The 20,898-nt window shown below is 58.3% G+C and carries 22 protein-coding genes; 11 read left to right on the top strand and 11 right to left on the bottom strand.

Annotated features, from left to right (window positions below; genetic code table 11):
* Positions 1-12 precede the first annotated feature (12 nt).
* Complete coding sequence (locus QEZ52_RS10780) at positions 13-594, top strand: TIGR02281 family clan AA aspartic protease (protein ID WP_406644348.1); 582 nt, start codon at positions 13-15, stop codon at positions 592-594.
* On the opposite strand, the gene pssA is transcribed toward QEZ52_RS10780, so the two are convergent.
* The 4 genes from pssA to QEZ52_RS10760 all read right to left on the bottom strand — a co-directional run bounded on the left by pssA (position 595) and on the right by QEZ52_RS10760 (position 4,122).
* The gene (gene pssA, locus QEZ52_RS10775) at positions 595-1,347 is read right to left on the bottom strand and encodes a CDP-diacylglycerol--serine O-phosphatidyltransferase (RefSeq protein ID WP_406644347.1); all 753 of its coding nucleotides are present in this window, start codon (positions 1,345-1,347) and stop codon (positions 595-597) included. It lies immediately after the preceding gene.
* Positions 1,348-1,350: 3 nt separating this feature from the next.
* A complete protein-coding gene (locus QEZ52_RS10770) occupies positions 1,351-2,043 on the bottom strand; it encodes a phosphatidylserine decarboxylase (protein WP_406644346.1) in 693 nt (230 codons plus the stop codon).
* Positions 2,044-2,176: 133 nt separating this feature from the next.
* Entirely contained in the window at positions 2,177-2,635 is a 459-nt protein-coding gene (locus tag QEZ52_RS10765; RefSeq protein ID WP_406644344.1) for a DNA polymerase III subunit chi, read from the bottom strand.
* An 8-nt stretch (positions 2,636-2,643) separates the two neighbouring features.
* Positions 2,644-4,122, bottom strand: coding sequence for a leucyl aminopeptidase (locus QEZ52_RS10760; protein ID WP_406644343.1), 1,479 nt, complete (start codon positions 4,120-4,122; stop codon positions 2,644-2,646).
* Between the two features lie 143 nt (positions 4,123-4,265).
* Between QEZ52_RS10760 and lptF the strand changes: the two genes are divergently transcribed.
* The 8 genes from lptF to QEZ52_RS10720 all read left to right on the top strand — a co-directional run bounded on the left by lptF (position 4,266) and on the right by QEZ52_RS10720 (position 13,114).
* Positions 4,266-5,402 carry an LPS export ABC transporter permease LptF gene (lptF, locus tag QEZ52_RS10755; RefSeq protein ID WP_406644342.1) on the top strand — a complete coding sequence of 379 codons (1,137 nt, stop codon included), beginning with the start codon at positions 4,266-4,268 and terminating at the stop codon, positions 5,400-5,402.
* Complete coding sequence (lptG, locus tag QEZ52_RS10750) at positions 5,399-6,502, top strand: LPS export ABC transporter permease LptG (RefSeq protein WP_406644341.1); 1,104 nt, start codon at positions 5,399-5,401, stop codon at positions 6,500-6,502. Before lptF ends, lptG begins: the two co-directional genes overlap by 4 nt.
* Before the next feature lies 1 nt (position 6,503).
* On the top strand, positions 6,504-8,690 hold the full coding sequence (locus QEZ52_RS10745) for an LPS-assembly protein LptD (RefSeq protein WP_406644340.1): 2,187 nt from the start codon (positions 6,504-6,506) through the stop codon (positions 8,688-8,690).
* Positions 8,675-9,922, top strand: a complete 1,248-nt coding sequence (locus QEZ52_RS10740) for a peptidylprolyl isomerase (RefSeq protein WP_406644339.1) — start codon at positions 8,675-8,677, stop codon at positions 9,920-9,922. Before QEZ52_RS10745 ends, QEZ52_RS10740 begins: the two co-directional genes overlap by 16 nt.
* Entirely contained in the window at positions 9,919-10,893 is a 975-nt protein-coding gene (gene pdxA / locus QEZ52_RS10735) for a 4-hydroxythreonine-4-phosphate dehydrogenase PdxA (RefSeq protein ID WP_406644338.1), read from the top strand. The genes QEZ52_RS10740 and pdxA overlap by 4 nt, the downstream gene beginning before the upstream one ends.
* On the top strand, positions 10,890-11,735 hold the full coding sequence (gene rsmA / locus QEZ52_RS10730) for a 16S rRNA (adenine(1518)-N(6)/adenine(1519)-N(6))-dimethyltransferase RsmA (protein WP_406644337.1): 846 nt from the start codon (positions 10,890-10,892) through the stop codon (positions 11,733-11,735). The genes pdxA and rsmA overlap by 4 nt, the downstream gene beginning before the upstream one ends.
* Before the next feature lie 145 nt (positions 11,736-11,880).
* Complete coding sequence (locus QEZ52_RS10725; RefSeq protein ID WP_406644336.1) at positions 11,881-12,435, top strand: YHS domain-containing (seleno)protein; 555 nt, start codon at positions 11,881-11,883, stop codon at positions 12,433-12,435.
* 112 nt (positions 12,436-12,547) lie between these two features.
* Positions 12,548-13,114, top strand: a complete 567-nt coding sequence (locus tag QEZ52_RS10720) for a TetR/AcrR family transcriptional regulator (protein WP_406644334.1) — start codon at positions 12,548-12,550, stop codon at positions 13,112-13,114.
* Positions 13,115-13,119: 5 nt separating this feature from the next.
* Here the strand turns inward: QEZ52_RS10720 and QEZ52_RS10715 are convergent, their stop codons facing one another.
* The 3 genes from QEZ52_RS10715 to prfA all read right to left on the bottom strand — a co-directional run bounded on the left by QEZ52_RS10715 (position 13,120) and on the right by prfA (position 15,977).
* Positions 13,120-13,848, bottom strand: coding sequence for a DUF4167 domain-containing protein (locus QEZ52_RS10715; RefSeq protein ID WP_406644333.1), 729 nt, complete (start codon positions 13,846-13,848; stop codon positions 13,120-13,122).
* A 228-nt stretch (positions 13,849-14,076) separates the two neighbouring features.
* The gene (prmC, locus tag QEZ52_RS10710) at positions 14,077-14,892 is read right to left on the bottom strand and encodes a peptide chain release factor N(5)-glutamine methyltransferase (protein ID WP_406650433.1); all 816 of its coding nucleotides are present in this window, start codon (positions 14,890-14,892) and stop codon (positions 14,077-14,079) included.
* A 29-nt stretch (positions 14,893-14,921) separates the two neighbouring features.
* Positions 14,922-15,977 (bottom strand): peptide chain release factor 1, encoded by a 1,056-nt coding sequence (gene prfA / locus QEZ52_RS10705; RefSeq protein ID WP_406644332.1) that lies wholly within the window; start codon positions 15,975-15,977, stop codon positions 14,922-14,924.
* A 60-nt stretch (positions 15,978-16,037) separates the two neighbouring features.
* Between prfA and QEZ52_RS10700 the strand changes: the two genes are divergently transcribed.
* Positions 16,038-16,328 (top strand): hypothetical protein, encoded by a 291-nt coding sequence (locus QEZ52_RS10700; RefSeq protein ID WP_406644331.1) that lies wholly within the window; start codon positions 16,038-16,040, stop codon positions 16,326-16,328.
* On the opposite strand, the gene QEZ52_RS10695 is transcribed toward QEZ52_RS10700, so the two are convergent.
* The 4 genes from QEZ52_RS10695 to QEZ52_RS10680 all read right to left on the bottom strand — a co-directional run bounded on the left by QEZ52_RS10695 (position 16,269) and on the right by QEZ52_RS10680 (position 19,970).
* Entirely contained in the window at positions 16,269-16,682 is a 414-nt protein-coding gene (locus tag QEZ52_RS10695) for a DUF1499 domain-containing protein (RefSeq protein ID WP_406644330.1), read from the bottom strand. The two genes, QEZ52_RS10700 and QEZ52_RS10695, sit on opposite strands and share 60 nt — an antisense overlap.
* 134 nt (positions 16,683-16,816) lie before the next feature.
* Entirely contained in the window at positions 16,817-17,764 is a 948-nt protein-coding gene (gene speB, locus QEZ52_RS10690; RefSeq protein ID WP_406644329.1) for an agmatinase, read from the bottom strand.
* Complete coding sequence (speB, locus tag QEZ52_RS10685; RefSeq protein ID WP_406644328.1) at positions 17,757-18,725, bottom strand: agmatinase; 969 nt, start codon at positions 18,723-18,725, stop codon at positions 17,757-17,759. Before speB (QEZ52_RS10685) ends, speB (QEZ52_RS10690) begins: the two co-directional genes overlap by 8 nt.
* An 81-nt stretch (positions 18,726-18,806) precedes the next feature.
* Positions 18,807-19,970: a M20 aminoacylase family protein gene (locus QEZ52_RS10680; protein WP_406644327.1), complete on the bottom strand. Its 1,164-nt coding sequence runs from the start codon at positions 19,968-19,970 to the stop codon at positions 18,807-18,809.
* A gap of 63 nt (positions 19,971-20,033) precedes the next feature.
* Between QEZ52_RS10680 and mazG the strand changes: the two genes are divergently transcribed.
* A complete protein-coding gene (mazG, locus tag QEZ52_RS10675; RefSeq protein ID WP_406644326.1) occupies positions 20,034-20,852 on the top strand; it encodes a nucleoside triphosphate pyrophosphohydrolase in 819 nt (272 codons plus the stop codon).
* Positions 20,853-20,898 lie beyond the last annotated feature (46 nt).

The following is a 20,898-nucleotide window of genomic DNA, read 5'->3' as shown; positions in this document are numbered from 1 at the left end:
CAGGATATCAGCATGAATGGCGACCAATTTGCAGAAATGGCCTATCTGGCAATTCTGGGCGGCGCGGTGCTGATCTGGTATATCACTCGACACCGGCTGTCTCTGGGCAAAGTCGCACAGCAGGCGTTGGCCTGGGTGTTGATCTTTGTCGCCGTGATCGCAGCCGTCGGCGTTTGGGACGACATTCGCGCAACGATCACACCGCAGCAATCGGTGCATACTGACAACAACCTGATCATTGTGCCCCGCGCCCGGGATGGACATTATTACCTGACGTTGATGATCAACAACCAACCGGTGCAATTTCTGGTCGATACCGGCGCGTCGCAGATGGTGTTGAACAAGGCGGACGCCAACAAGGTCGGGCTGAATGCGGATGACATGATTTTTTCCAGCGTCGCCTATACCGCAAACGGAACAGTGGCCACTGCCCCCGTTCGCCTGTCGAGCGTGGAATTGGGCCCCTACAAGGATGACCGGGTGTCGGCCTGGGTCAATGGCGGGGAACTGGACCAATCGTTATTGGGCATGTCCTATCTGCAACGCTGGTCCAGCATTGAAATACGCGACGGGTCTTTGGTTTTGACCCGCTGACTAGGGTGACGGTTTTTTGGAGCGCCGAGACGCCACCAATCCCCAGAACAACAGGCCGATATAGCAAAAGGTCAGAACCGACAGAACCGTCCACAAATAGGTCAGCAAAGCCGCCACCAACAACACGCCTCCCAGCAAAAAATACTTGGCGTTTTCGTGGTCGATCGAAAAATTCTTGAACGAATAAGTCGGGATGCGGCTGATCATCAGCAGACCGATCAGGCAGATATAAAGCCCGACAGCGATCGGATGCAGGGGCGAGACGTCCGGCAACGCAAAGGACACGACCATCGGCAACAGCACCAGTATTGCGCCCGCGGGGGACGGAACACCGACAAAATAATCCGATGCCGGCTTGTCCATTTCCATCCGGCTGCTGACGTTGAACCGGGCCAGACGCAGAACACAGCAGATCGCATAGCTAAGAACCGCGATCCAGCCGCCTCGATAATCCTGCAAGGCCCAACTGTGCAGGATCAATGCCGGAGCGACGCCAAAGTTCAGAAAATCCGCCAGCGAATCCAGTTCGGCACCGATCTCTGATGCGCTGTTCATCATCCGCGCCAACCGCCCGTCCAGCCCGTCAAGAATACAGGCCAACAAAATGAGCCGCACGGACATTTCATAGTTGCCATCATAGCCAAAGCGGATCGCGGTCAAACCCGCACAGATCGCCGCAATGGTCAGCATGTTGGGCAACAGCTGAAAAACCTGAACGGCCTTTTTCTTGCGGGGGGGGAGCGGTGCGGTCACGGATCAGTCTTCCCGCACCAGCCGGGCCGGCTCTTGGGAGGTCAAATCCGCCAGCACCGTTTCGCCGGCAATCATGGTCTGACCCAGATTCACCATGGGTTGCACGCCATCGGGAAGATAGACATCCAGACGCGATCCAAAACGGATCAGGCCGAACCGCTCGCCGGTTTTCTTGTGATCATCGACTGACGAAAAACAAACGATCCGACGCGCCACAAGCCCGGCAATCTGTACCACGGCAATCTGGCGGCCATCGGCCATTTCGATACACAGAGAATTGCGCTCGTTGTCCGAACTTGCCTTGTCCAGAGATGCATTGAAGAATTTCCCCGGCCGATAGGCAATCGCGGCAATGCGTCCGGCGATTGGGGCACGGTTCACATGACAGTTGAAGACGCTCATGAATACGCTGACCCGGGTCAGGGCCTGATCGGACATGCCCAATTCAGCCGGGGGCACGGCTTTTTCGATCAGCGATACAATTCCGTCCGCGGGGCTGACGATCAGCCCCTCGCGGGTTGGCGTTGCCCGTTTGGGGTCGCGAAAGAAGTAATAGCACCAGACCGTCAACCCGACACCGACCCACCCCAGAAAGGTCGACAGCAGAAACAGGACCAAAGTGATCCCCGCAAAGATGGCGACGAATTTGCGCCCTTCCGGGTGCATGGGTTTGATGAACGTGTCACGCATTTTCATGGAAGAGGCACCATTTTGTTAGGAGTTGCTGTCTCCCTGCCCGATCCGGTTTGCGAAGGCAATATGACAATGGAAAAAGTTATCCCCGACGCCCGGCTCTTCAGGAAACCTGAAACAGACATCCGGGTGCAGATCAGGCTTCAGCCTTCTTTTCCCAGCGCCCGCTTTCTTCGGACCAATATTGCGCCGCGCAGCCTGCCCCCGTCAGGCTTTTCCATTGTCCACGGGCCCGCTGAACCGCATCTTGGTCAAAGCCGTCAAACAGGATACAGACCCGCTCCATTGCCTGGACTTCCTCGGTTGACACATCGGCCCCGCTGACGCTCATCAGACATTGGGGCGTGTTTGCCAGATCGCTGCCGGTGGTCAAAAGAACCGGTTGCAGGGCATCATGCGCGCCACCCGCAACCCCATGCGGCAGAAAGCTGTCTTCGGGGCCCTGCCACAGCTTTTCGTCAAGCCAGTCAAGATAACCGGGATCTGTTCCCCGAACCGCAATCCGCCATCCGACCTGCCGCGCTTTCTGCAACAGCAACGGCAGGGTTTCGTCCAGCGGCTTGCGGGTCAGGTGATAGAAATAGGCAGCGCCCAAGGGTCCGGTTACTCCGTCTCGTAGGCGTTGCGCACCAGACGATCCAGCGCGCGCACCCCCCAACCGGTTGCGCCCTTTGGGGCGAAATCGGATTCGGATTTCAACAGGGCAACCCCTGCGATGTCCAAATGGATCCAGGGCATGCCATCCTTGACAAACCTTTGCAGGAATTGCGCAGCGGTGATTGATCCGGCCGGACGGCCCCCGATGTTCTTCATATCGGCAATCGCGGACTTCAGCAGGTCATCATAGCTTTTGCCCAATGGCATCCGCCAGGCACCCTCGTCCTCTTCGCGCGCGGCCTTGAGGAAGGCATTGCACAACGTGTCGTCATTCGAAAACACCCCGGCATTGTCATGCCCCAGCCCGATGATGATTGCGCCGGTCAACGTCGCAAGATCAATCATCCCGACCGGGTTGAACCGTTCCTGCGCATACCACATCACGTCACACAGAACCAAACGTCCCTCGGCATCCGTGTTGATAATCTCGACCGTGTCCCCCTTCATCGACTTCACGACGTCTCCGGGGCGGGTGGCATTGCCCGACGGCATGTTTTCCACCAGACCGACCAGACCGACGACATTGGCCTTGGCCTTGCGCGCGGCCAAGGCCCGCATGGTCCCTGCAACCACACCAGCCCCGCCCATATCCATGGTCATCTCTTCCATGCCGCCCGCAGGTTTCAGAGAGATCCCGCCGGTGTCAAACACCACCCCCTTGCCGACCAGAGCCAGCGGGGCTTCCCCCTCCTTGCCCCCGTTCCACTGCATCACCACCACTTTGGATGGGCTATCGGACCCCTGCCCGACGCTGAGCAGGGTCCGCATCCCCAGTTCGGCCAATTTGTCTTCGTCCAGAATTTCGACGTCCAACCCAAGCGCGGTCATCTCGGCCAGGCGGTTGGCAAATTCTGTGGTAGTCAGCACGTTGGCCGGTTCACTGACCAGGTCGCGGGTCATATGCACCCCTTCGGCCACGGCCTGCATCGGCGCGAATTTTTCAGCCGTCTCGACGCTGGCCTTGTGGGCCATGCGGATCGCACCGGGTGCCTGAGCGTCGTCTTTTGGTGTCTTGTGCGCGTCAAATTCATAGAGCCGCAACGCCATGCCCATCGCCACATCCGCTGCCTTTGGATGCCCGCCCATCATCACCGTCAGCGCCGCCTTGCCCAGCGATTTGACCAGAGTCGACCCGGCCTTGCGCGCCTCGGTGACACCCAGCCCGCGTTCCAGCACCAGAACATCCAGCGACTCGGCCGCCATGCCCGTCGGCCATGCCAGCGAGATCACCTGACCGGATTTGACTTTCTTGAAACTGTCGCTTTCGACCAGACGCTCCAGCGCGCCTTTCGTCAGCCGGTTTGCGGTGCGTGCCGACGGGTCCAATTGCCCCTCTGGTGTTACAATGACAGCAACGCGCCCCTCTGTTTCAGCGATTTTGACGGTCTCAAGTTCGACAAATTGAATGGGCTGATGTGCAGTCATAAAGATCTCCTGTCGGGATTTTCAGCTTGTTTGTGCCAAGAGGTACCCTGCTGTGAGCAAGTTGACCAGATATCAGTTTTCCCCGCCAAACATTTACAGTAAGGTCTGCGAAAACACCGATAACAGGATCTGGGGGGATCGCGTTGTCTAGATACGACAGATATGTCCTGTCCCAATTTCTGCTGTTCTTCGGCTTTTTCGCGCTGATCCTTGTGGCAGTGTTCTGGATCAACCGTGCAGTGGTGTTGTTTGACCGCTTGATTGGCGATGGCCAATCGGCGCTGGTTTTCCTTGAGTTCACAGCGCTTTCGCTGCCGAATCTCATTCGGATGGTGCTCCCGATGGCGGCCTTTGCTGCGGCCGTCTGGGTTACCAATCGGCTCAACAGCGAAAGCGAATTGACGGTGATGCAGGCGACCGGGTTCAGCCCGTGGCGTTTGGCACGTCCGGCATTGGTCTTTGGTCTGGTCACTGCGGCGATGATGTCGGCCCTGACCCATTTTCTTTTGCCCGCGTCCATCAGCCAGCTTGCGGTGCGCGAATCCGAAGTGGCGCGCAACGTGACCGCAAAACTGCTGAGCGAGGGCAGTTTTCTGCACCCAGCGCCGGGTGTGGCCTTTTTCATTCGTGAAATTGACCCCGACGGCACCTTGCGCGACGTGTTCCTATCGGACCGGCGCGATCCGACCCAGACCATCATCTACACTGGTGCCAAAGCGTTTCTGGTGCGCGACAACGAAGCGGCGAATCTGATCATGGTTGATGGGCTCGCCCAACGGCTGGACACCGAAAGCCGCACCCTGTCGACAACAGTCTTTGCTGACTTCTCATATAACATCTCATCCGTTCTGAAGTCCGACGAATCCAATGTCCGCAACATCCGGGCAATCGCGACGCTGGAACTGATACGAGGCCGCGAATCCCTGCCCGAGCGTGAGATATACACCGAAGGCCATCTGGTCGAAGAACTGCACCTGCGTTTTGCCCGTGCGTTGATCTGCGTGGCCGTGGCGCTGGTCGGGTTTTCCGCCCTGCTGGTGGGCGGTTTTTCACGATTTGGGGTCTGGCGGCAGGCATTTGGTGCCTTTGTGCTGTTGATCGTGCTCGAGATGTTGCGCGGTGTCGTATCCGAACCGGTGATCGAAAACCCGGACCTCTGGCCGCTGATCTATCTGCCGACAGCCGTCGGTTTGGCCTTTGCCGGCGTGTTCCTGCAACTGGCGGCCCGGCCTCTTGCACCTCTCTTGAAACGTCGCCACGCACAGGAGGCGCGTTCGTGAAGCTGGATCTTTATTTCGCCCGCCGGTTCGTGCAGTCGTTTCTTTTGATTGGAACCGTGTTTCTGACATTGATCATGCTGGTCGATATCATCGAACAAATTCGCCGGTTCGAAGGCATTCCCGTCTCTTTGGGTCAGATGGCCCATCTGACTTTGCTGAATGCGCCCGCCGCGATCAGCGAAATTCTCCCGTTGTTGATGATCCTGGCCACGATCGTGCTGTTTGTCGGGCTGGCCCGCAGCAGCGAGCTGGTGGTGACGCGGGCCACCGGTCGGTCGGGCATTCGGGCGTTGGCGGCACCGGTGGCGGTCGCGGCCATCATCGGCGGCCTGACGGTCACCACGTTGAATCCGATTGTTGCGGCGACATCGAACCGATCTCAGGAATTGGTAGACACGTATCGCAATGGTGGCCCGTCGGTTCTGTCGCTCAGCGGCGAAGGGCTGTGGCTGCGCCAGGGCGGCGCTTTTGGCCAGTCGGTGATTCACGCCAAAGGCTATGCCGGTGGGGCCACCGATGTGACCCTGTTTGACGTTACATTTTTGTCCTACGCGCCCGGAGGCGGCCCCATTCGTCAGATCATCGCCGAACAGGCAAAACTGAATGGAGACGACTGGGTTTTGCAAAACGCCAAGGTCTGGCCCCTGGCCGCTGGGTTAAACCCTGAAAAAAACGCGGCTCAACATGATGAACTGCGCGTTCCGACAACATTGACCCAGGATCGGATTCGCGACAGCCTGGGCCGGCCTGCTGGTGTGTCGATCTATAACCTGCCTGAAACCATTCGCGAATTGGCTACGGCGGGGTTTTCCACCAAACGCTATCAGGTCTGGTATCAGGTCGAATTGGCCCGGCCATTGTTTCTGGTGGCCATGGTCCTGATCGGAGCTGCCTTTACCATGCGCCACACCCGGTTCGGCGGCACCGGCATTTCCGTTCTGGCGGCGGTTCTGTTGGGATTCACCCTGTACTTTGTTCGAAATTTCGCCCAAATCCTGGGTGAGAATGGACAATTGCCCATTGCGCTGGCCGCCTGGGCCCCTCCAATCGCCTCGGTGATGTTGTCACTGGGTCTGCTTCTTCATGCAGAGGACGGATAAGATGATCCGCGCATTGCTTCTTTCCACAGTTGTGCCGCTGGCGCTGGCGGTTTCGACCTTGCCGATGTCTGCGCAGACCCAACCTGCACAGCCCTCCGCGCAACCCCAGCAGGAGCCACAACCAGCCGTGCTGGTGGCCGACAGTGTGTTCATCACGCCAGACCGCCAATTGATTGCACAGGGCAACGTCGAGGCCTTCCACGGGGAAACCCGCCTGAAAGCCCAGCGTATCCTGTTTGACCGGGAAACCGACACGTTGACCATCGACGGTCCAATCCGTATCGACCAGGGCGACGAAATCACGATCCTGGCCAATTCGGCGGAAATGGATAAAGCGCTGCAAAATGGGCTTTTGATCGGGGCGCGCATGGTGTTCCAGCAACAGCTGCAGTTGGCCTCGCTTCAGATGACACGGGTCGGAGGGCGGTACTCTCAGCTTTATAAAACGGCTGTAACCTCTTGTCATGTCTGCGAAGATGGTCGTCCGCCCCTATGGCAAATCCGGGCCAGAAAGATCACGCATGATCAGCTGGAACGCCAGTTGTATTTCGAAGATGCGCAGCTGCGAATTCTGGATGTCCCGATCTTTTATTTTCCCGGGATGCGCCTGCCCGATCCGACGTTGGAGCGGGCGACAGGTTTTCTGATACCCACCGTCCGGACAACGTCCCAATTGAGTACAGGGATCAAGGTCCCGTACTTCTTTCGGCTTGGTGACCACAAGGACCTGACGTTGGCCCCGTATCTGTCATCCAAGACCCGGACATTGGATTTTCGCTATCGCCAGGCCTTTCGCACCGGATGGGTTACTGTCGAAGGTGCCTATACCGACGATGACCTGGAACCCAACAACAGCCGCGGATATCTGAACGCCTTTGGTTTGTTCAACCTGGCCCGTGACTTCAGATTTGCCTTTGATATCAAATCAGTATCTGACGATGCATATCTTCTGGATTACGGTTTGCCCTACGAAGACCGCCTGCGCAGCGAAATCTCTCTGGAGCGCGCCCGGCGGGATGAATTGATCCGCCTGGCATTGGTGGATTACAAATCCCAACGCGACGGTGAAGACGAAGACCAAATTCCGACCAACATCCTGCATTTTCAGTATGAAAAGCGATTGTTCCCAACCCAGATCGGGGGGGAATTGCGCCTGGGTCTGGATGCACAGGGACACCGGCGGGCTGGATCCGTGACAACCCCAGGACCGCCGGCGACCGTGGGTCGGGACGTTGCCCGTGCCACCGTTGACGTGAACTGGCGGCGACAATGGATTCTCGACAGCGGTCTGGTTGCCGATTGGGAAATGGGCGTCGCCGCGGACACCTTCGGGATTTACGATGATCCCGCCTATCCATCCCGCTCCAACCGGACCATTCCCCGAACTGCGCTGACGCTGCGACTTCCAATGGCGGCGCAACGATCAACGGGGGCGACGCATTTCTTTGAACCGATCGTTCAGTTGGGCTGGCGGGATGTCGCGGGACCGCAGGTCGCAAACGACGAAAGCAATTTTGTCGAATTCGATCAGGGAAACTTGTTGGCCTTGTCCCGGTTTCCTTCCAACGATGTACGCGAAGAAGGCCTGACCCTGGTCTATGGGGTCAATTGGGCACAGTATCTGCAAGGCGGCTGGAATGCCTATGCAACCATCGGTCAGGTTTTCAGAGAGCCCGCCGATCCGAATTTCTCGACCACATCCGGGCTGAGCGGCACCTCGTCGGACATCCTGCTTGCCGGTCAGATTTCCACGGCTTCCGGCCTGGCCTTTACGGCGCGCGGATTGCTGAACGGCGGTCTGAGCTTTTCCAAAACCGAGTTGCGCGGAGATTGGGTCTCGAACAGGACCAAACTGTCGGGAACCTTCTTGTGGCTGGACGCGGACGCGGCCGAAGGACGGGCAATTCCCACTTCCGAATTGTGGCTCGACGGCAGCTATGACGTGACCGACTTCTGGACGGCCAGCGCCAATGTGCGCTACGACATCGAAGGATCCCAAGCCTCCTGGGCCGGGATTGGCCTAGTGTATCAAAACGAATGTATCACGGTCGATCTTTCGCTCAACAGGCGTTACACTTCGTCGACGAGTATTGAACCGTCGACCGACTTCGGGTTTACCATCTCACTCAACGGATTTTCCGTAGACGGCGGAACAGAAAAATACAGGCGAGCATGCAAACATTCCTGACCCCCAAGCACCTGACCCGCATCGCACAGCACTCGCTGGCGTCCCTCGTCATTGCCGCTGGATTGGCATTGCCGGTTCCTGCTATCGCCGGAGGGTTGTTTTCACCGGCGATCTCAGTGAATGAATCCGTGATTTCCCAGTACGAACTGGAGCAGCGTGCGCTGTTGATGGAATTGCTGCGGGCACCGGGCGATCCTGTCGAAACGGCGCGCAAGGAACTGATCGACGATCGCCTGCGTCAGGAGGTTCTCGACGACGTAGGGCTGGTGGTCTCGGATGAAAGCATCCAACAGGGTATTGTCGATTTTGCGGCGCGAACCGGATTGAAGCCAGACGAGTTCATCAAAATTCTGGGTGAAAACGGCGTTTCCCCCGAAACCTTTCGCGATTTTGTCAAAATTGGCCTGGGCTGGCGCGAATACATTGCCGACCGCTATTTGTCCCGCGCCCGTCCCAGCGAAGCTGAAATCGACCGGGCCATGGGGCAATCCGGCGGATCGTCGGTGCAGATTCTCCTGTCTGAACTGATCATGCCGGTTACGGAACAAAACATCACCCAAGTCGAAGCAATTGCCGCAGACGCTCAACAGACAACCTCGTACGAGGAATTCTCCAGCTTGGCCTCTCAATTCTCGGCTGCAAGCTCTCGGGATCAGGGCGGGCGTCTGGGGTGGCTTTCGCTTGACCAGCTTCCGCCTGCGTTGCGTCCGACGCTGTTGTCCTTGCAACCTGGTGATGTGACCAACCCGATGCGTTTGGACAATGCCCTGGCACTGTTCCAATTGCGTGGCGTGCGCGAAGCGAATATTTCAGCCCCCCGCTATGCCGCCATTGAATACGCCACCTATCGCATTGCAGGCGGGCGCACCCCCGAAGCGTTGGCCGCCGCCAAATCAGTTGCCGACCGTGTTGACACGTGTGATGATCTGTATGGTGTTGCCAAGGGTCAGCCCCCCGAACTGCTGGACCGTCAATCACTAAGCCCTTCGGACATTCCCAGCGATATCGCTGTTGAGCTGGCCAAACTGGATCAGGGAGAAATTTCCACCGTTCTGACCCGCAACAATGGCCAGACGCTGCTGCTGTTGATGATGTGCGGGCGCACGGCGGAATTGGCGCAGGATGCGTCGCGCGCACAGATCGCGGACGGGTTGACCCAGCAACGGCTTGCGGCGTTTTCCACCAGCCTTCTGGATCAATTGCGGGCCGATGCGGTCATTCTTGATAAATGATCCCGCCCATTGCGCTCAGCTGTGGCGACCCCTCGGGGATCGGGCCTGAACTGGCTGTTGCAGCCTGGTCTCAGCTGCGCGACACCTGTCCATTCGTCTGGATCGGCGACCCGAACCACCTGCCGACCGGCACGCCGATTTCCCGGATCATCGATCTGGATCAGGCACGTGATGTCGTTGCCGATTCACTGCCGGTCCTGGCCCAGAGCTTTGCAGCACCGGCCCATCCCGGTCAGCCCGACCCCAGCAATGCCCAGGGGGTAATCGACGCAATCAAAACCGCCGTATCTCTGGTGCAAACCGGGTCGGCCTCGGCAGTCTGCACTGCACCAATCCACAAAAAGGCGCTGATTGACGGGGCAGGATTTGCCTATCCCGGTCACACCGAATTTCTGGCCGCTTTGGCCGGAACGACCCGTGTTGTGATGATGCTGGCCAGTCCACAGTTGCGGGTGGTGCCCGCCACCATTCATATTGCCCTGTCCGAGGTACCAAAACAGCTGACGCCAGACCTGTTGCGCGACACCATTCACATCACCCACCAGGGGCTGCAACAACAGTTTTCGATCGCCACCCCCCGCATTGCCATTGCTGGTCTTAACCCACACGCCGGCGAAGGCGGCGCAATGGGTCAAGAAGAACTTGACTGGATCGCGCCGTTGGTTGCGGAATTGGCACCGCGCTATGGCCTGATCGGTCCCCTGCCCGGCGACACATTGTTTCACGCCGCCGCGCGCACCCGTTATGATGCTGCCATCGCCATGTATCATGATCAGGCGCTGATCCCGATCAAGACGCTGGATTTCGACAATGGGGTCAATGTCACCTTGGGCCTGCCGTTCATCCGAACCTCGCCCGACCATGGTACCGCTTTTGACATTGCCGGTCAGGGCATCGCCAATCCGTCCAGTCTGATCCAGGCCCTAAAGCTGGCTTGGGAGATGGCCCAGAAGAAAGCCGCCCACGCATGAGCTCCATCGATTCACTCCCCCCTCTGCGCGAGGTGATCGACACCCATCAGATCGCCGCGCGAAAATCGCTGGGGCAGAATTTTCTGCTCGACTTGAACCTAACGGCCAAGATTGCCCGCCAGGCCGGGGATCTGACCGGGTGTGACGTTCTGGAAATCGGCCCCGGCCCCGGCGGTTTGACCCGCGGTTTGTTGGCCGAAGGTGCGCGTCGGGTGCTGGCGGTGGAAAAAGACAGTCGCTGCATGCCCGCGCTGGATGAGATCGCAGCCGCTTATCCGGGACAGCTGCAGGTGATCAACGGCGACGCGCTGGACATTGATCCGTTGCAGTATCTAACCCCGCCCGTGCGGGTTGCGGCCAACTTGCCCTACAACGTGGGGACCGAATTGCTAGTGCGTTGGTTGACCCCGCCGCAATGGCCGCCATTCTGGCAAAGTCTCACACTGATGTTTCAGCGCGAAGTCGCCGAGCGGATCGTGGCCGAGCCTGGGTCCAAGTCCTATGGGAGGCTGGCCATCCTGGCACAATGGCGCACAGAGGCCAGAATCGTTTTGTCCCTGCCCCCAGGGGCCTTTACTCCGCCGCCCAAAGTGTCCAGCGCAGTGGTGCATCTGACCGCTCTGCCCGAACCGCGTTTCCCCGCAGATGCCAAAGTTCTGTCGCAGGTTGTGGCCGCCGGGTTCAATCAAAGGCGCAAGATGTTGCGGGCCTCTCTCAAATCGGTGGCACCAAATATCGAAGATCACCTGAACGCTGTGGGAATCGCGCCAACCGAGCGGGCCGAACAGGTTTCATTGGAAGCATTTTGCGCCCTGGCTCGATCGGTCGCTGCCGCCAGATGAAATTTCCCCCTTTGCTTCGGGATCCTATGAGGCGCATTTGACCATCACGGCTTCGTGATGATCAAAGATTTGATTTTACCCGCAAGTTATGTACCAAATGGTTCCGAATATTAAGGTACCGATTGGTACATAACAGGAGGATCAAATGAAATTTTCTGTAATCGCGTCTCTTCTGGCCATGTTCCTGGCCGTGGCACTGCCCCCAAACCCGGCTCAGGCCAGTGATTTTCACGATCACGTCGTCAACTCGACCAGCCGTGGCATTGCCATGGACGGATTTGATCCAGTTGCCTATTTCACCCAAAACAAACCTGCCAAGGGCGATCAGGCCCATCGCGCGACTTTCAAAGGTCGGGTTTGGGTGTTTGCCAATGCAGAAAACAAGGCCGCGTTTGAAGCCGCACCCGAGAAATTCACCCCACAGAACAATGGATGGTGTGCCTGGGCTGTTGCTCATGGATATGCCGCCGAAGTCGATTTCCTGGACGGGTGGTTCATCGCGGATGACAAGCTGTATGTTACCTGGTCGGCCGAGGTAAAGGACCGTTTCCTAAAGAACAAAGACCAGCTTCTGCAACAGTCACAGGCCAATTGGTCCACGGTTCATGCGGGGCTGTTGGATGGGTCGGTCAAGTTCGGATCTCATGCCCAACGCCCGGCATTGGGATTTTCCCACCCCCAGCAGCTGCCCGAATCGTGACCAGTCCCGCAGATTGAACATCTGTCGGAATTCCATATATTTTGACCAATCCGTCGCCCGAACCCGGTTCGGGCGATTTTTGTGATCGGGCCAAGACCCGCGAGGAGAGTCCATGAGCCGCCCCCGACAGTTCGATGAAACCAATGCATTGGAAGGCGCCATGGTCATGTTCTGGACCCGAGGCTACGCCGCGACCAACTTGCCTGATCTTCTGGATGCGATGTCATTGACGCGCGGGTCGTTCTACAAGGCGTTTACCGACAAACATTCGGTCTATCTGCGGGCGATTCAACACTATGGGGATACCCGCATGACCACGGCAGTGGCGCTGCTGACCAACGCCGCCAACGGCACACCCAGACAAAGACTGACGGATTTCTTTCTGCGCACAGAATACCACACGGCCAAACCGTCCCGGACCGCGGGCTGTTTCATCTGCAATGCAATTGTGGAACTGGGTCCGACCGATCCCGTGGCCGTCATCGCCTGCGATCGTATTCTAAATCGCCTGACGGATGCATTGGAATCCGTTGTCAGGGAAATTCACCCTGACATATCGGATCCGATCGCCCGCCAAAAAGCCCAGATGCTGAAACGCCTGTATCTGGGCTCCCACGCGATGGGCCGCATGGGAGGTTCTTTCAAGGATTGGGAAACCACCCTCTCAGAGCTCGTCTGACAGGGTTATTCGGCCGCTTCCGTGGAATCGCCAGATGGCGCAGGAGCGGCATCGGGGCTGGCATCGGCTGGTTTGGCTTCCACTTTCTTGCGTGGGCTCGGCTTGCGGCGGGGCTTTTTGGCCGGAGCTGCGCCGTCGCCTTCGACGCCATCCGCGCCGGGAGCTGTTTCCATCGCAGAAGGAGCCGCGTCGGATTTCGCTGCCGGTTCCTTGCGGGGGGTGTTTTTGCGCGGGGATGCAGGTTTGCGCGGCGGCCGTGCCTTCTCGGCCGGCTTGTCGGTGCCTTCAGGCGTGTCGACCAATCCGGTATCTTCCGGCGTCGCTACAGGTTGTACACCCATATCACGGACATCGGGCTGTGGTGCCTGTGCCGGATCATCAGAGCGCGCAACGCTTTCGCGTTCTTGACGCTCGGCGCGTTCGCGATCCCGGTCAGCCTGACGTTCCCGGTTCTGACGTTCCTGCTCTTCGCGTTTGGCTTCCATTTCCCGCATCGCTTCGCTCAGCAGACGCTGATAATGCTCGGCATGTTGCTGAAAGTTTTCCGTCGCAACACGGTCATTGGACAGCTGGGCATCGCGTGCCAGCTGGTTATATTTGTCGATGATCTGCTGCGGCGTACCGCGCACCTTACCTTCAGGACCCGAGCTATCAAACACCCGGTTGATAACATTGGTCCCGGACGGGCGGTTGCGGTTCGATTTGTTCCGCGAACGTGACTTGGACGATCTCATTTACCTAACGTCAGCCTTATTGCTTTTGCGATGGCTCCACCCGACGCGTAATGCGTTTTGAACTTGGTGGGTCTCGCCAATTTTGGGCTTAGCGTCGCTGAGGCAGTTCAGTTTCAGTCCTCGCTGCGACACCTCTGAGTAAACACGTCCAGCGCGGGCGCACAAGGGTCAGACTGGTATTTTTACACATTTTGCCCGAAAATCGGTATTTCTGTCGCAATTTTTCGACTAGGACGCGCGCACAGCACAGACAACCCGATCCCGACCATCCAGATCCGGAACGACCCGAATCCGGCGCAGCCCCTGTGCTTGGAACAAGCTGGCAACCGCCTGCCCCTGTGTCGGGCCGATTTCAACCATGACCCGGCCGCCGGGGTTGAGAAAATCGGTCACCCGGGGGGCTATGCGCCGATAGCATTCCAACCCGTCTGCGCCGTCAGTCAACGCAAGCACAGGTTCATGATCGCGGACTTCGCGTGACAGGCCGTCCATTTCGTCCAATGCGATATACGGTGGGTTGGACACGATCAGGTCGAATGTGCCGACGATTGCGTCGAACCAATCCGACAGAAGGATTTCAGCGCGATCGGCAACCCGATGCAGGACCACATTGGCACTGGCCTGTAGACATGCCGCTTCACTGACGTCGGCCCCGACCCCAGTGGCCTGCGTGCGCTCGGCCAGCAATGTCACCAGAATACAGCCCGACCCCACGCCCAGATCCAGCACCCGATCAAAAGGTTGGCTCAGCGCTGTTTCGATCAGAGTTTCGGTTTCCGGCCTGGGATCAAGCACTTCTGGCCCGACCTTGAACCTGCGGCCATAAAATTCACGTTCACCGATCAGATGTGAAACCGGCACACGCACAGCACGCAACGAAATCAGTTGGTCATAGCGTTCCGCGATGTCCGGGGCCAAATTTTCGGGCGCGATCAACGTGACGCGGCTGGCATCGACGCGGGCGGCATGGGCCAGCAGGATCCGGGCATCCCGTGCCGGGTCCGCAACCCCTGCTGCGCGCAGCTTGTGAGTTGCGGCCACCATGGCCTGAGCCGCCGTTTGTGGCGCAATCTTCACTGCCCCATCTCCGCCAACATCCGGGCCTGTGCATCTGCAGTCAGGGCGTCGATGATTTCATCCAGATCCCCCTGCATCACCTGATCCAGACGATACAGTGTCAGGTTGATCCGGTGATCCGTCAGGCGACCTTGTGGGAAGTTATAGGTGCGAATCCGTTCAGAGCGGTCACCCGACCCAACCTGCGATGCCCGATCAGCTGACCGTTCGTTGTCCACCCGTTGACGCTCGAGATCAAAAAGCCGAGTTTTCAACACCTGCATTGCGATCTCGCGGTTGCGATGCTGGGATTTCTCGGAACTGGTCACCACAATGCCGGTTGGCAGGTGGGTAATCCGGACCGCCGAATCGGTGGTATTGACATGCTGCCCACCGGCACCCGAACTGCGCATGGTATCAATGCGCAGATCATTGCTGTTGATCCGGATATCCACGTCTTCCGCTTCGGGCAGCACCGCGACAGTTGCAGCGGACGTATGGATTCGCCCACCGCTTTCGGTGGTGGGGACCCGCTGGACCCGGTGCACACCGGATTCGTATTTGAGCCGCGCAAACACGCCGTCGCCCTTGATGTGGGCGACAACTTCCTTGATCCCGCCCAATTCGGTGACCTGCTCTTCGAGGATTTCAACCTTCCAGCCGTGCGCTTCGGCATGGCGCTGGTACATGCGCAGCAGATCCCCGGCGAACAATGCCGCCTCGTCCCCGCCCGTACCGGGCCGGATTTCCAGGATCGCCGGTCGGCGGTCTGCCTCATCCTTGGGCAATAGGGCGAGCTGCAACGCACGTTCGGCGTCGGGCAGCTTCTGTTTGAGAGCCGGAATTTCTTCCTCGGCCAGCTCCTTCATGTCCGGATCCGCCAACATCAGCTCGGCTTCCTCCAGCTCAGCCACCAGCTGACGATAACCGGTGATTTGGTCCACCACCGGTTTCAGATCGGAATACTCCTTGGCCAGCGCCGCGATATCGCTGCCGCTGGCCCCATCGGACATCGCGGCTTCGAGATACTGAAACCGTTGGACAATCTGTTCTAAGCGATCTTCTGGAACCATGACGCGGTGTCCGACATCACGGGGCTTTGGTCAAGGGGGATGGCGTGGTATGCTCGGTGCATGAAACACATTCTTTGCTTGATCGCACTGTTGGCCCCGGCAATTGGCGTGGCCGATGTGACCCGCCCGGATGGAACAGTTCAGGATTGCTATTGCACCGACAGCAGCGGCAGCCGCGTCGATTTGGGCGAAACAATCTGTCTGTTTGTGGACGGGCGCGCCTTTATGGCGCAATGCCAGATGTCGTTGAACGTACCGATGTGGCGCGAGGTACAGGAAGGCTGTTTGTCCTCACGATTGCAGCGCCGCGATCCACGCTTCAACCCGATTACGGTTTACCCCAAGATCTGAACGCCCGAACCGCGATCTCGCATAGATTTTCAGATGCGGACCGTCCTGTTGCACCGTGGTATAGTCGGGAAACCCGACAACGCGGGTGCGGGTGACAAAGGTAATCATACCGTCGCCGATAGAGCCGGCCAGGATTTTGGTGCGCGGGCTTTCTGTGGCGATCTGGCTCAATCGTGCCAATCCGTCCGGTCCGGTTTCGACCACGCGGATCACCCCCCGTTTGAAATCCTTGTCTGCGTTGATCTCTGGCAATTTGTGCCAGAACACAGGATCGCTGGGGGCCAAACGCACATACCCAAATGCAATCACTACCCCAGCAAAAAGGATCAACAATCCGGTCATCACGCGCCCCATTCATGTTCCCCTATGTCGTTATGGCGTCTTGCGCAGCAAAGCGATGACTAACCTGACGTCACCCCTGCCATGCCCCATGGCGCAGCTGAAGTCCCCGGCAAACCGGAGCGTGTCCAATACTGGCTGATCAGATCCTAACGCGCGGTTACGCCCGGCAGAACACATAACAGCTCATAAAGAAGATTTGCCGCGGTCAGCGCCGTATTGCCCGATGTGTCATAGGGCGGTGAGACCTCGACCAGATCACAGCCGACAATGTTCAACCCCTTTAGTTCACGGATCAATTCCATCGCCTGCGGTGTTGTCAGCCCGCCAATCTCTGGCGTTCCTGTCCCCGGGGCAAAAGCCGGATCCAGACTGTCGATGTCATAGGTCACGTATACGGGGCGCGACCCGATATCGCGGCGAATTTCGCCCCCCATGCCCGACAGCGACCGATGGTATAGCTCCCAGGCCGGAAATTGCTGGAACCCCCACCCTTGGGCCTCGGTGAAATCGGTCGCGGCATATCCTGACCCGCGGATGCCGATCTGATACACCTTGTCAGCCACCAACAGCCCTTCTTCATAGGCGCGGCGGAACACTGTGCCGTGGGTTTCGCGTTCGCCAAACATTTCGTCATTCACATCGGCATGGGCGTCCACATGCACCAACGCCACGGGTCCGTGTTTCTGGGCAATCGCGCGCAGAATCGGCAAAGTAATCGAATGATCCCCGCCCATGGCCACAGGGATGACCCCCGTATCCAGGATCGCGGCATAGCTCTCCTGGATGATGCGCAGACTGTCGGACAACGAAAATGTATTGATCGCGAGATCGCCAATATCAGCCATCTGCAGGCTGTCAAACGGAGCCGCGCCGGTCGCCATGTTATAGGGGCGGATCATTGCGCTTTCGGCGCGGATTTCCTTGGGACCGAACCGGGTGCCCGACCGCCAAGAGGTGCCAATGTCCATCGGCACGCCCAGGATCGCCACATCCAGCCCTTCCAGCGAATCCGCCTGCGGCAGACGCATGAAGGTGTTCGGCCCGGAGAACCGCGCCAGGTCATTGCCGCTGATCGGTTGATTGAATTCAGTCATTTTTCAGTTTGTTCCAGCCCAGAAGACAGATGATTTCAGTGGCCACATGCGCCCCGGCGATGGCCGTTGCCCCAGTGGTGTCAAACGGGGGCGACACTTCGACGATATCGCCGCCCTTGATGTTAATCCCGGCAATCTCGCGCAGGATCCGCGCCGCTTGGGCGGACGTCAGCCCCCCCCAGACCGGCGTGCCAGTACCAGGCGCAAAAGCCGGATCCAGCCCGTCGATGTCAAAGGTCAGATAGACCGGGCGGTCACCCAGAATATCCTTGATCCGGCGGGCAGTTTCCACCGACCCAATTTCATGCACTGTCGGGGCGTCGATGATGTTCACGCCCAAGGTGTCCTCATTGGTGGTGCGAATGCCCACCTGAACCGACGTCGCCGGATCAACGATGCCAGATTTCACCGCCTTGTAGAACATGGTGCCATGATCAACCCGGTCCATGTTGTCATCGGGCCATGTGTCGGTATGCGCATCAAATTGCAGCAGCGAAATCGGCCCGTATTTTTCGGCATAGGCCTTGAGGATCGGGAAGCTGATATAGTGATCCCCGCCCAACACGACCGACGCGACATCCTGTTTCAGGATACCGCGGATATGATCCGTCAGGGTCGCGGGAAATTCGGGCACATTGGCATAGTCGAACGCCACATCTCCATAATCCACAATCGCCAGATTGCTCAGCGGATCATGCGGCCACCCATAAGGTTCGTCAAACGCCTGCAACGATGATGCTTCGCGGATGGCACGGGGACCCAACCGGGTTCCCGGTCGGTTGGTCACCGCCTGATCAAAGGGTACGCCCGTGACGGCAATATCCACCCCCGTCAGATCCTTGGTGTATTTGCGGCGCAGAAACGATGTGGCCCCGCCAAAGGTCAGCTCGTTGCTGACACCTTTCAGATTCTCACGTGTAAACGCATCATCAATTGCATTCTTTGCGTCTTCCAGTGCCATGTCTCAACCTTCCTGTCCTGCATCAAATAATTTGATCAAATAACGCAGAGAGCCGCTCTTGTCACTCATTTGCCGTGCCTGTCAGCCAATTGGCTGGGCCCGTTCAACCAAACGGGCAAAGAACGATGCACCAATTGGGGATGCGTCGTCGTTGAAATCGTATTTCGGATGGTGCAACCCGGCACCATCGCCCTGCCCCATAAACAGATAGGCCCCAGGACGTGCCAGAAGCATATAGGAAAAATCTTCGGCCCCCATTTCCGGGGCTGCATCGTCGGTGACGCGATCATCGCCCGAAATCTCGCGGGCCACATCGGCGGCGAATTTGGCGTTTTCCGCGTGGTTGGTCGTCGAGGGATAACCAATCTCATAATCCAGCTCCGCCGTGACCCCATATGAAATTGCCTGTCCTTGGGCGATGTCGGCCATACGCTGCATCACCATTTTTTGCACCTCGGCGTCAAAGGTGCGCACGGTGCCGTTGATATAGGCGGTATCGGGAATCACATTGTTGACGGTGCCGGTGTGGATCTGGGTGACCGAGATCACCAAATCATCCAGCGCATAGTTGTTACGGCTGACAATGGTCTGGATTGCCGTGGCAATTCCACAGGCCGCCATCACCGGATCCTTGGTTTCATGCGGCATCGCCCCATGGCCACCACGTCCCTGAATGTTGATGGTAAATGTGTCCACCGCTGCCATCAGCGGGCCGGGAGAGGTCACGAATTCACCCAGCGGCGCGCCGGGCATATTGTGGATCCCGTACACCTGATCGATGTCGAACCGATCCATGATCCCCTCCTGCACCATGATCCCGGCTCCACCGCCTTCTTCTTCGGCTGGCTGAAAGATCAACGCGACCCGGCCAGAGAAATTGCGGGTTTCCACCAGGTATTTCGCCGCCCCCAGCAACATCGTCGTATGTCCGTCATGGCCACAGGCATGCATTTTGCCCGCATGGGTCGATGCATGATCCACGCCGGTTTCCTCCGTGATCGGCAGCGCATCCATATCGGCGCGCAGCCCGATGGTCGGACCGTCACCCTGCCCGGTGATGATCGCCACCATCCCGGTCTGGGCGATTCCGGTGTGCAGCTCGTCCACGCCTATTTCCCGTAATCTTTCAGCGACATAGGCGGATGTCTTGGGCAAATCGAATTCCAGCTCGGGGATTTGATGCAAATGCCGCCTCCAGGTTTTCATTTCGTCGGCATAATCGGCAATGCGGTTCACGACCGGCATGGGCTGGACTCCTGGGTCAGACTCGGGATTGATGCATCTGACACTGGAACAAAGGCCACTGCAATGCCCGAAAATCCCCTGATCCACGACCAACAGGCCGGAATCGAACGTCTTTTGGAAATCATGCGCCGTCTGCGTGATCCGAACACCGGCTGCCCCTGGGACATTGAGCAGGATTTTGCCACCATCGCCCCCTATACGATCGAGGAAGCCTATGAGGTGGCCGATGCCATCGACCGGAGCGCCTGGGACGAGCTGAAGGGTGAATTGGGCGACCTACTGTTTCAATCCGTGTTTCACGCCCAGATGGCAACCGAGGCCGGGCATTTCACCTTTCAGGACGTGGTCACGACCATGTCCGACAAGATGGTCAGCCGCCACCCGCATGTGTTCGGCGACGAAAGCCGGGACAAATCCGCCGATCAGCAGACCGTTGATTGGGAAACGATCAAGGCGGCGGAACGGGCGGGCCTGGAACAACGGGGATCGTTGGATGGTGTCGCTGTTGGCCTGCCTGCGCTGTTGCGGGCGTACAAATTGCAAAAACGCGCGGCGCGTGTCGGGTTCGACTGGCCCGATGCCAGCCATGTGATCGACAAAATCGCCGAAGAATCCGCCGAATTGGTCGAAGCGCGCGATACCCTGCCCCATGCGGCAATCGAAGAAGAGTTCGGCGATCTGCTGTTTGTCATGGCCAATCTGGGGCGCCATCTGGGCGTCGAACCCGAAGCCGCCCTTCGCCGGGCCAATGCCAAGTTCATCCGCCGGTTTGAAGCCGTCGAAGCCAAGCTGGCCCAACGTGGCAAACGTCCCGAAGACAGCGATCTGGCCGAGATGGATGCGCTGTGGGACGCGGTCAAACACGACGAACGCCGATCGTGATCACGGCAATGCTCGATTGGACAGAATCAATCGGGCAGGTTCAATC

Source organism: Aliisedimentitalea scapharcae (assembly GCF_045277565.1).
Taxonomy (GTDB): Bacteria; Pseudomonadota; Alphaproteobacteria; order Rhodobacterales; family Rhodobacteraceae; genus Aliisedimentitalea; species Aliisedimentitalea scapharcae.
Note: the sequence above shows the minus strand (reverse complement) of the source record. Positions and strands in the feature narration are given on the sequence as shown.

Coding starts and splice junctions, on each gene's coding strand:
- prmC (WP_406650433.1), bottom strand. CDS start 14,892: ATGGTGGCCGCAACTCACAAGCTGCGCGCAGCAGGGGTTGCGGACCCG.
- QEZ52_RS10745 (WP_406644340.1), top strand. CDS start 6,504: ATGATCCGCGCATTGCTTCTTTCCACAGTTGTGCCGCTGGCGCTGGCG.
- QEZ52_RS10680 (WP_406644327.1), bottom strand. CDS start 19,970: ATGCCGGTCGTGAACCGCATTGCCGATTATGCCGACGAAATGAAAACC.
- QEZ52_RS10740 (WP_406644339.1), top strand. CDS start 8,675: ATGCAAACATTCCTGACCCCCAAGCACCTGACCCGCATCGCACAGCAC.
- QEZ52_RS10700 (WP_406644331.1), top strand. CDS start 16,038: ATGAAACACATTCTTTGCTTGATCGCACTGTTGGCCCCGGCAATTGGC.
- QEZ52_RS10760 (WP_406644343.1), bottom strand. CDS start 4,122: ATGACTGCACATCAGCCCATTCAATTTGTCGAACTTGAGACCGTCAAA.
- speB (WP_406644329.1), bottom strand. CDS start 17,764: ATGACTGAATTCAATCAACCGATCAGCGGCAATGACCTGGCGCGGTTC.
- QEZ52_RS10725 (WP_406644336.1), top strand. CDS start 11,881: ATGAAATTTTCTGTAATCGCGTCTCTTCTGGCCATGTTCCTGGCCGTG.
- speB (WP_406644328.1), bottom strand. CDS start 18,725: ATGGCACTGGAAGACGCAAAGAATGCAATTGATGATGCGTTTACACGT.
- QEZ52_RS10770 (WP_406644346.1), bottom strand. CDS start 2,043: ATGAAAATGCGTGACACGTTCATCAAACCCATGCACCCGGAAGGGCGC.
- rsmA (WP_406644337.1), top strand. CDS start 10,890: ATGAGCTCCATCGATTCACTCCCCCCTCTGCGCGAGGTGATCGACACC.
- QEZ52_RS10720 (WP_406644334.1), top strand. CDS start 12,548: ATGAGCCGCCCCCGACAGTTCGATGAAACCAATGCATTGGAAGGCGCC.
- prfA (WP_406644332.1), bottom strand. CDS start 15,977: ATGGTTCCAGAAGATCGCTTAGAACAGATTGTCCAACGGTTTCAGTAT.
- QEZ52_RS10780 (WP_406644348.1), top strand. CDS start 13: ATGAATGGCGACCAATTTGCAGAAATGGCCTATCTGGCAATTCTGGGC.
- mazG (WP_406644326.1), top strand. CDS start 20,034: ATGCCCGAAAATCCCCTGATCCACGACCAACAGGCCGGAATCGAACGT.
- QEZ52_RS10715 (WP_406644333.1), bottom strand. CDS start 13,848: ATGAGATCGTCCAAGTCACGTTCGCGGAACAAATCGAACCGCAACCGC.
- pdxA (WP_406644338.1), top strand. CDS start 9,919: ATGATCCCGCCCATTGCGCTCAGCTGTGGCGACCCCTCGGGGATCGGG.
- QEZ52_RS10695 (WP_406644330.1), bottom strand. CDS start 16,682: ATGGGGCGCGTGATGACCGGATTGTTGATCCTTTTTGCTGGGGTAGTG.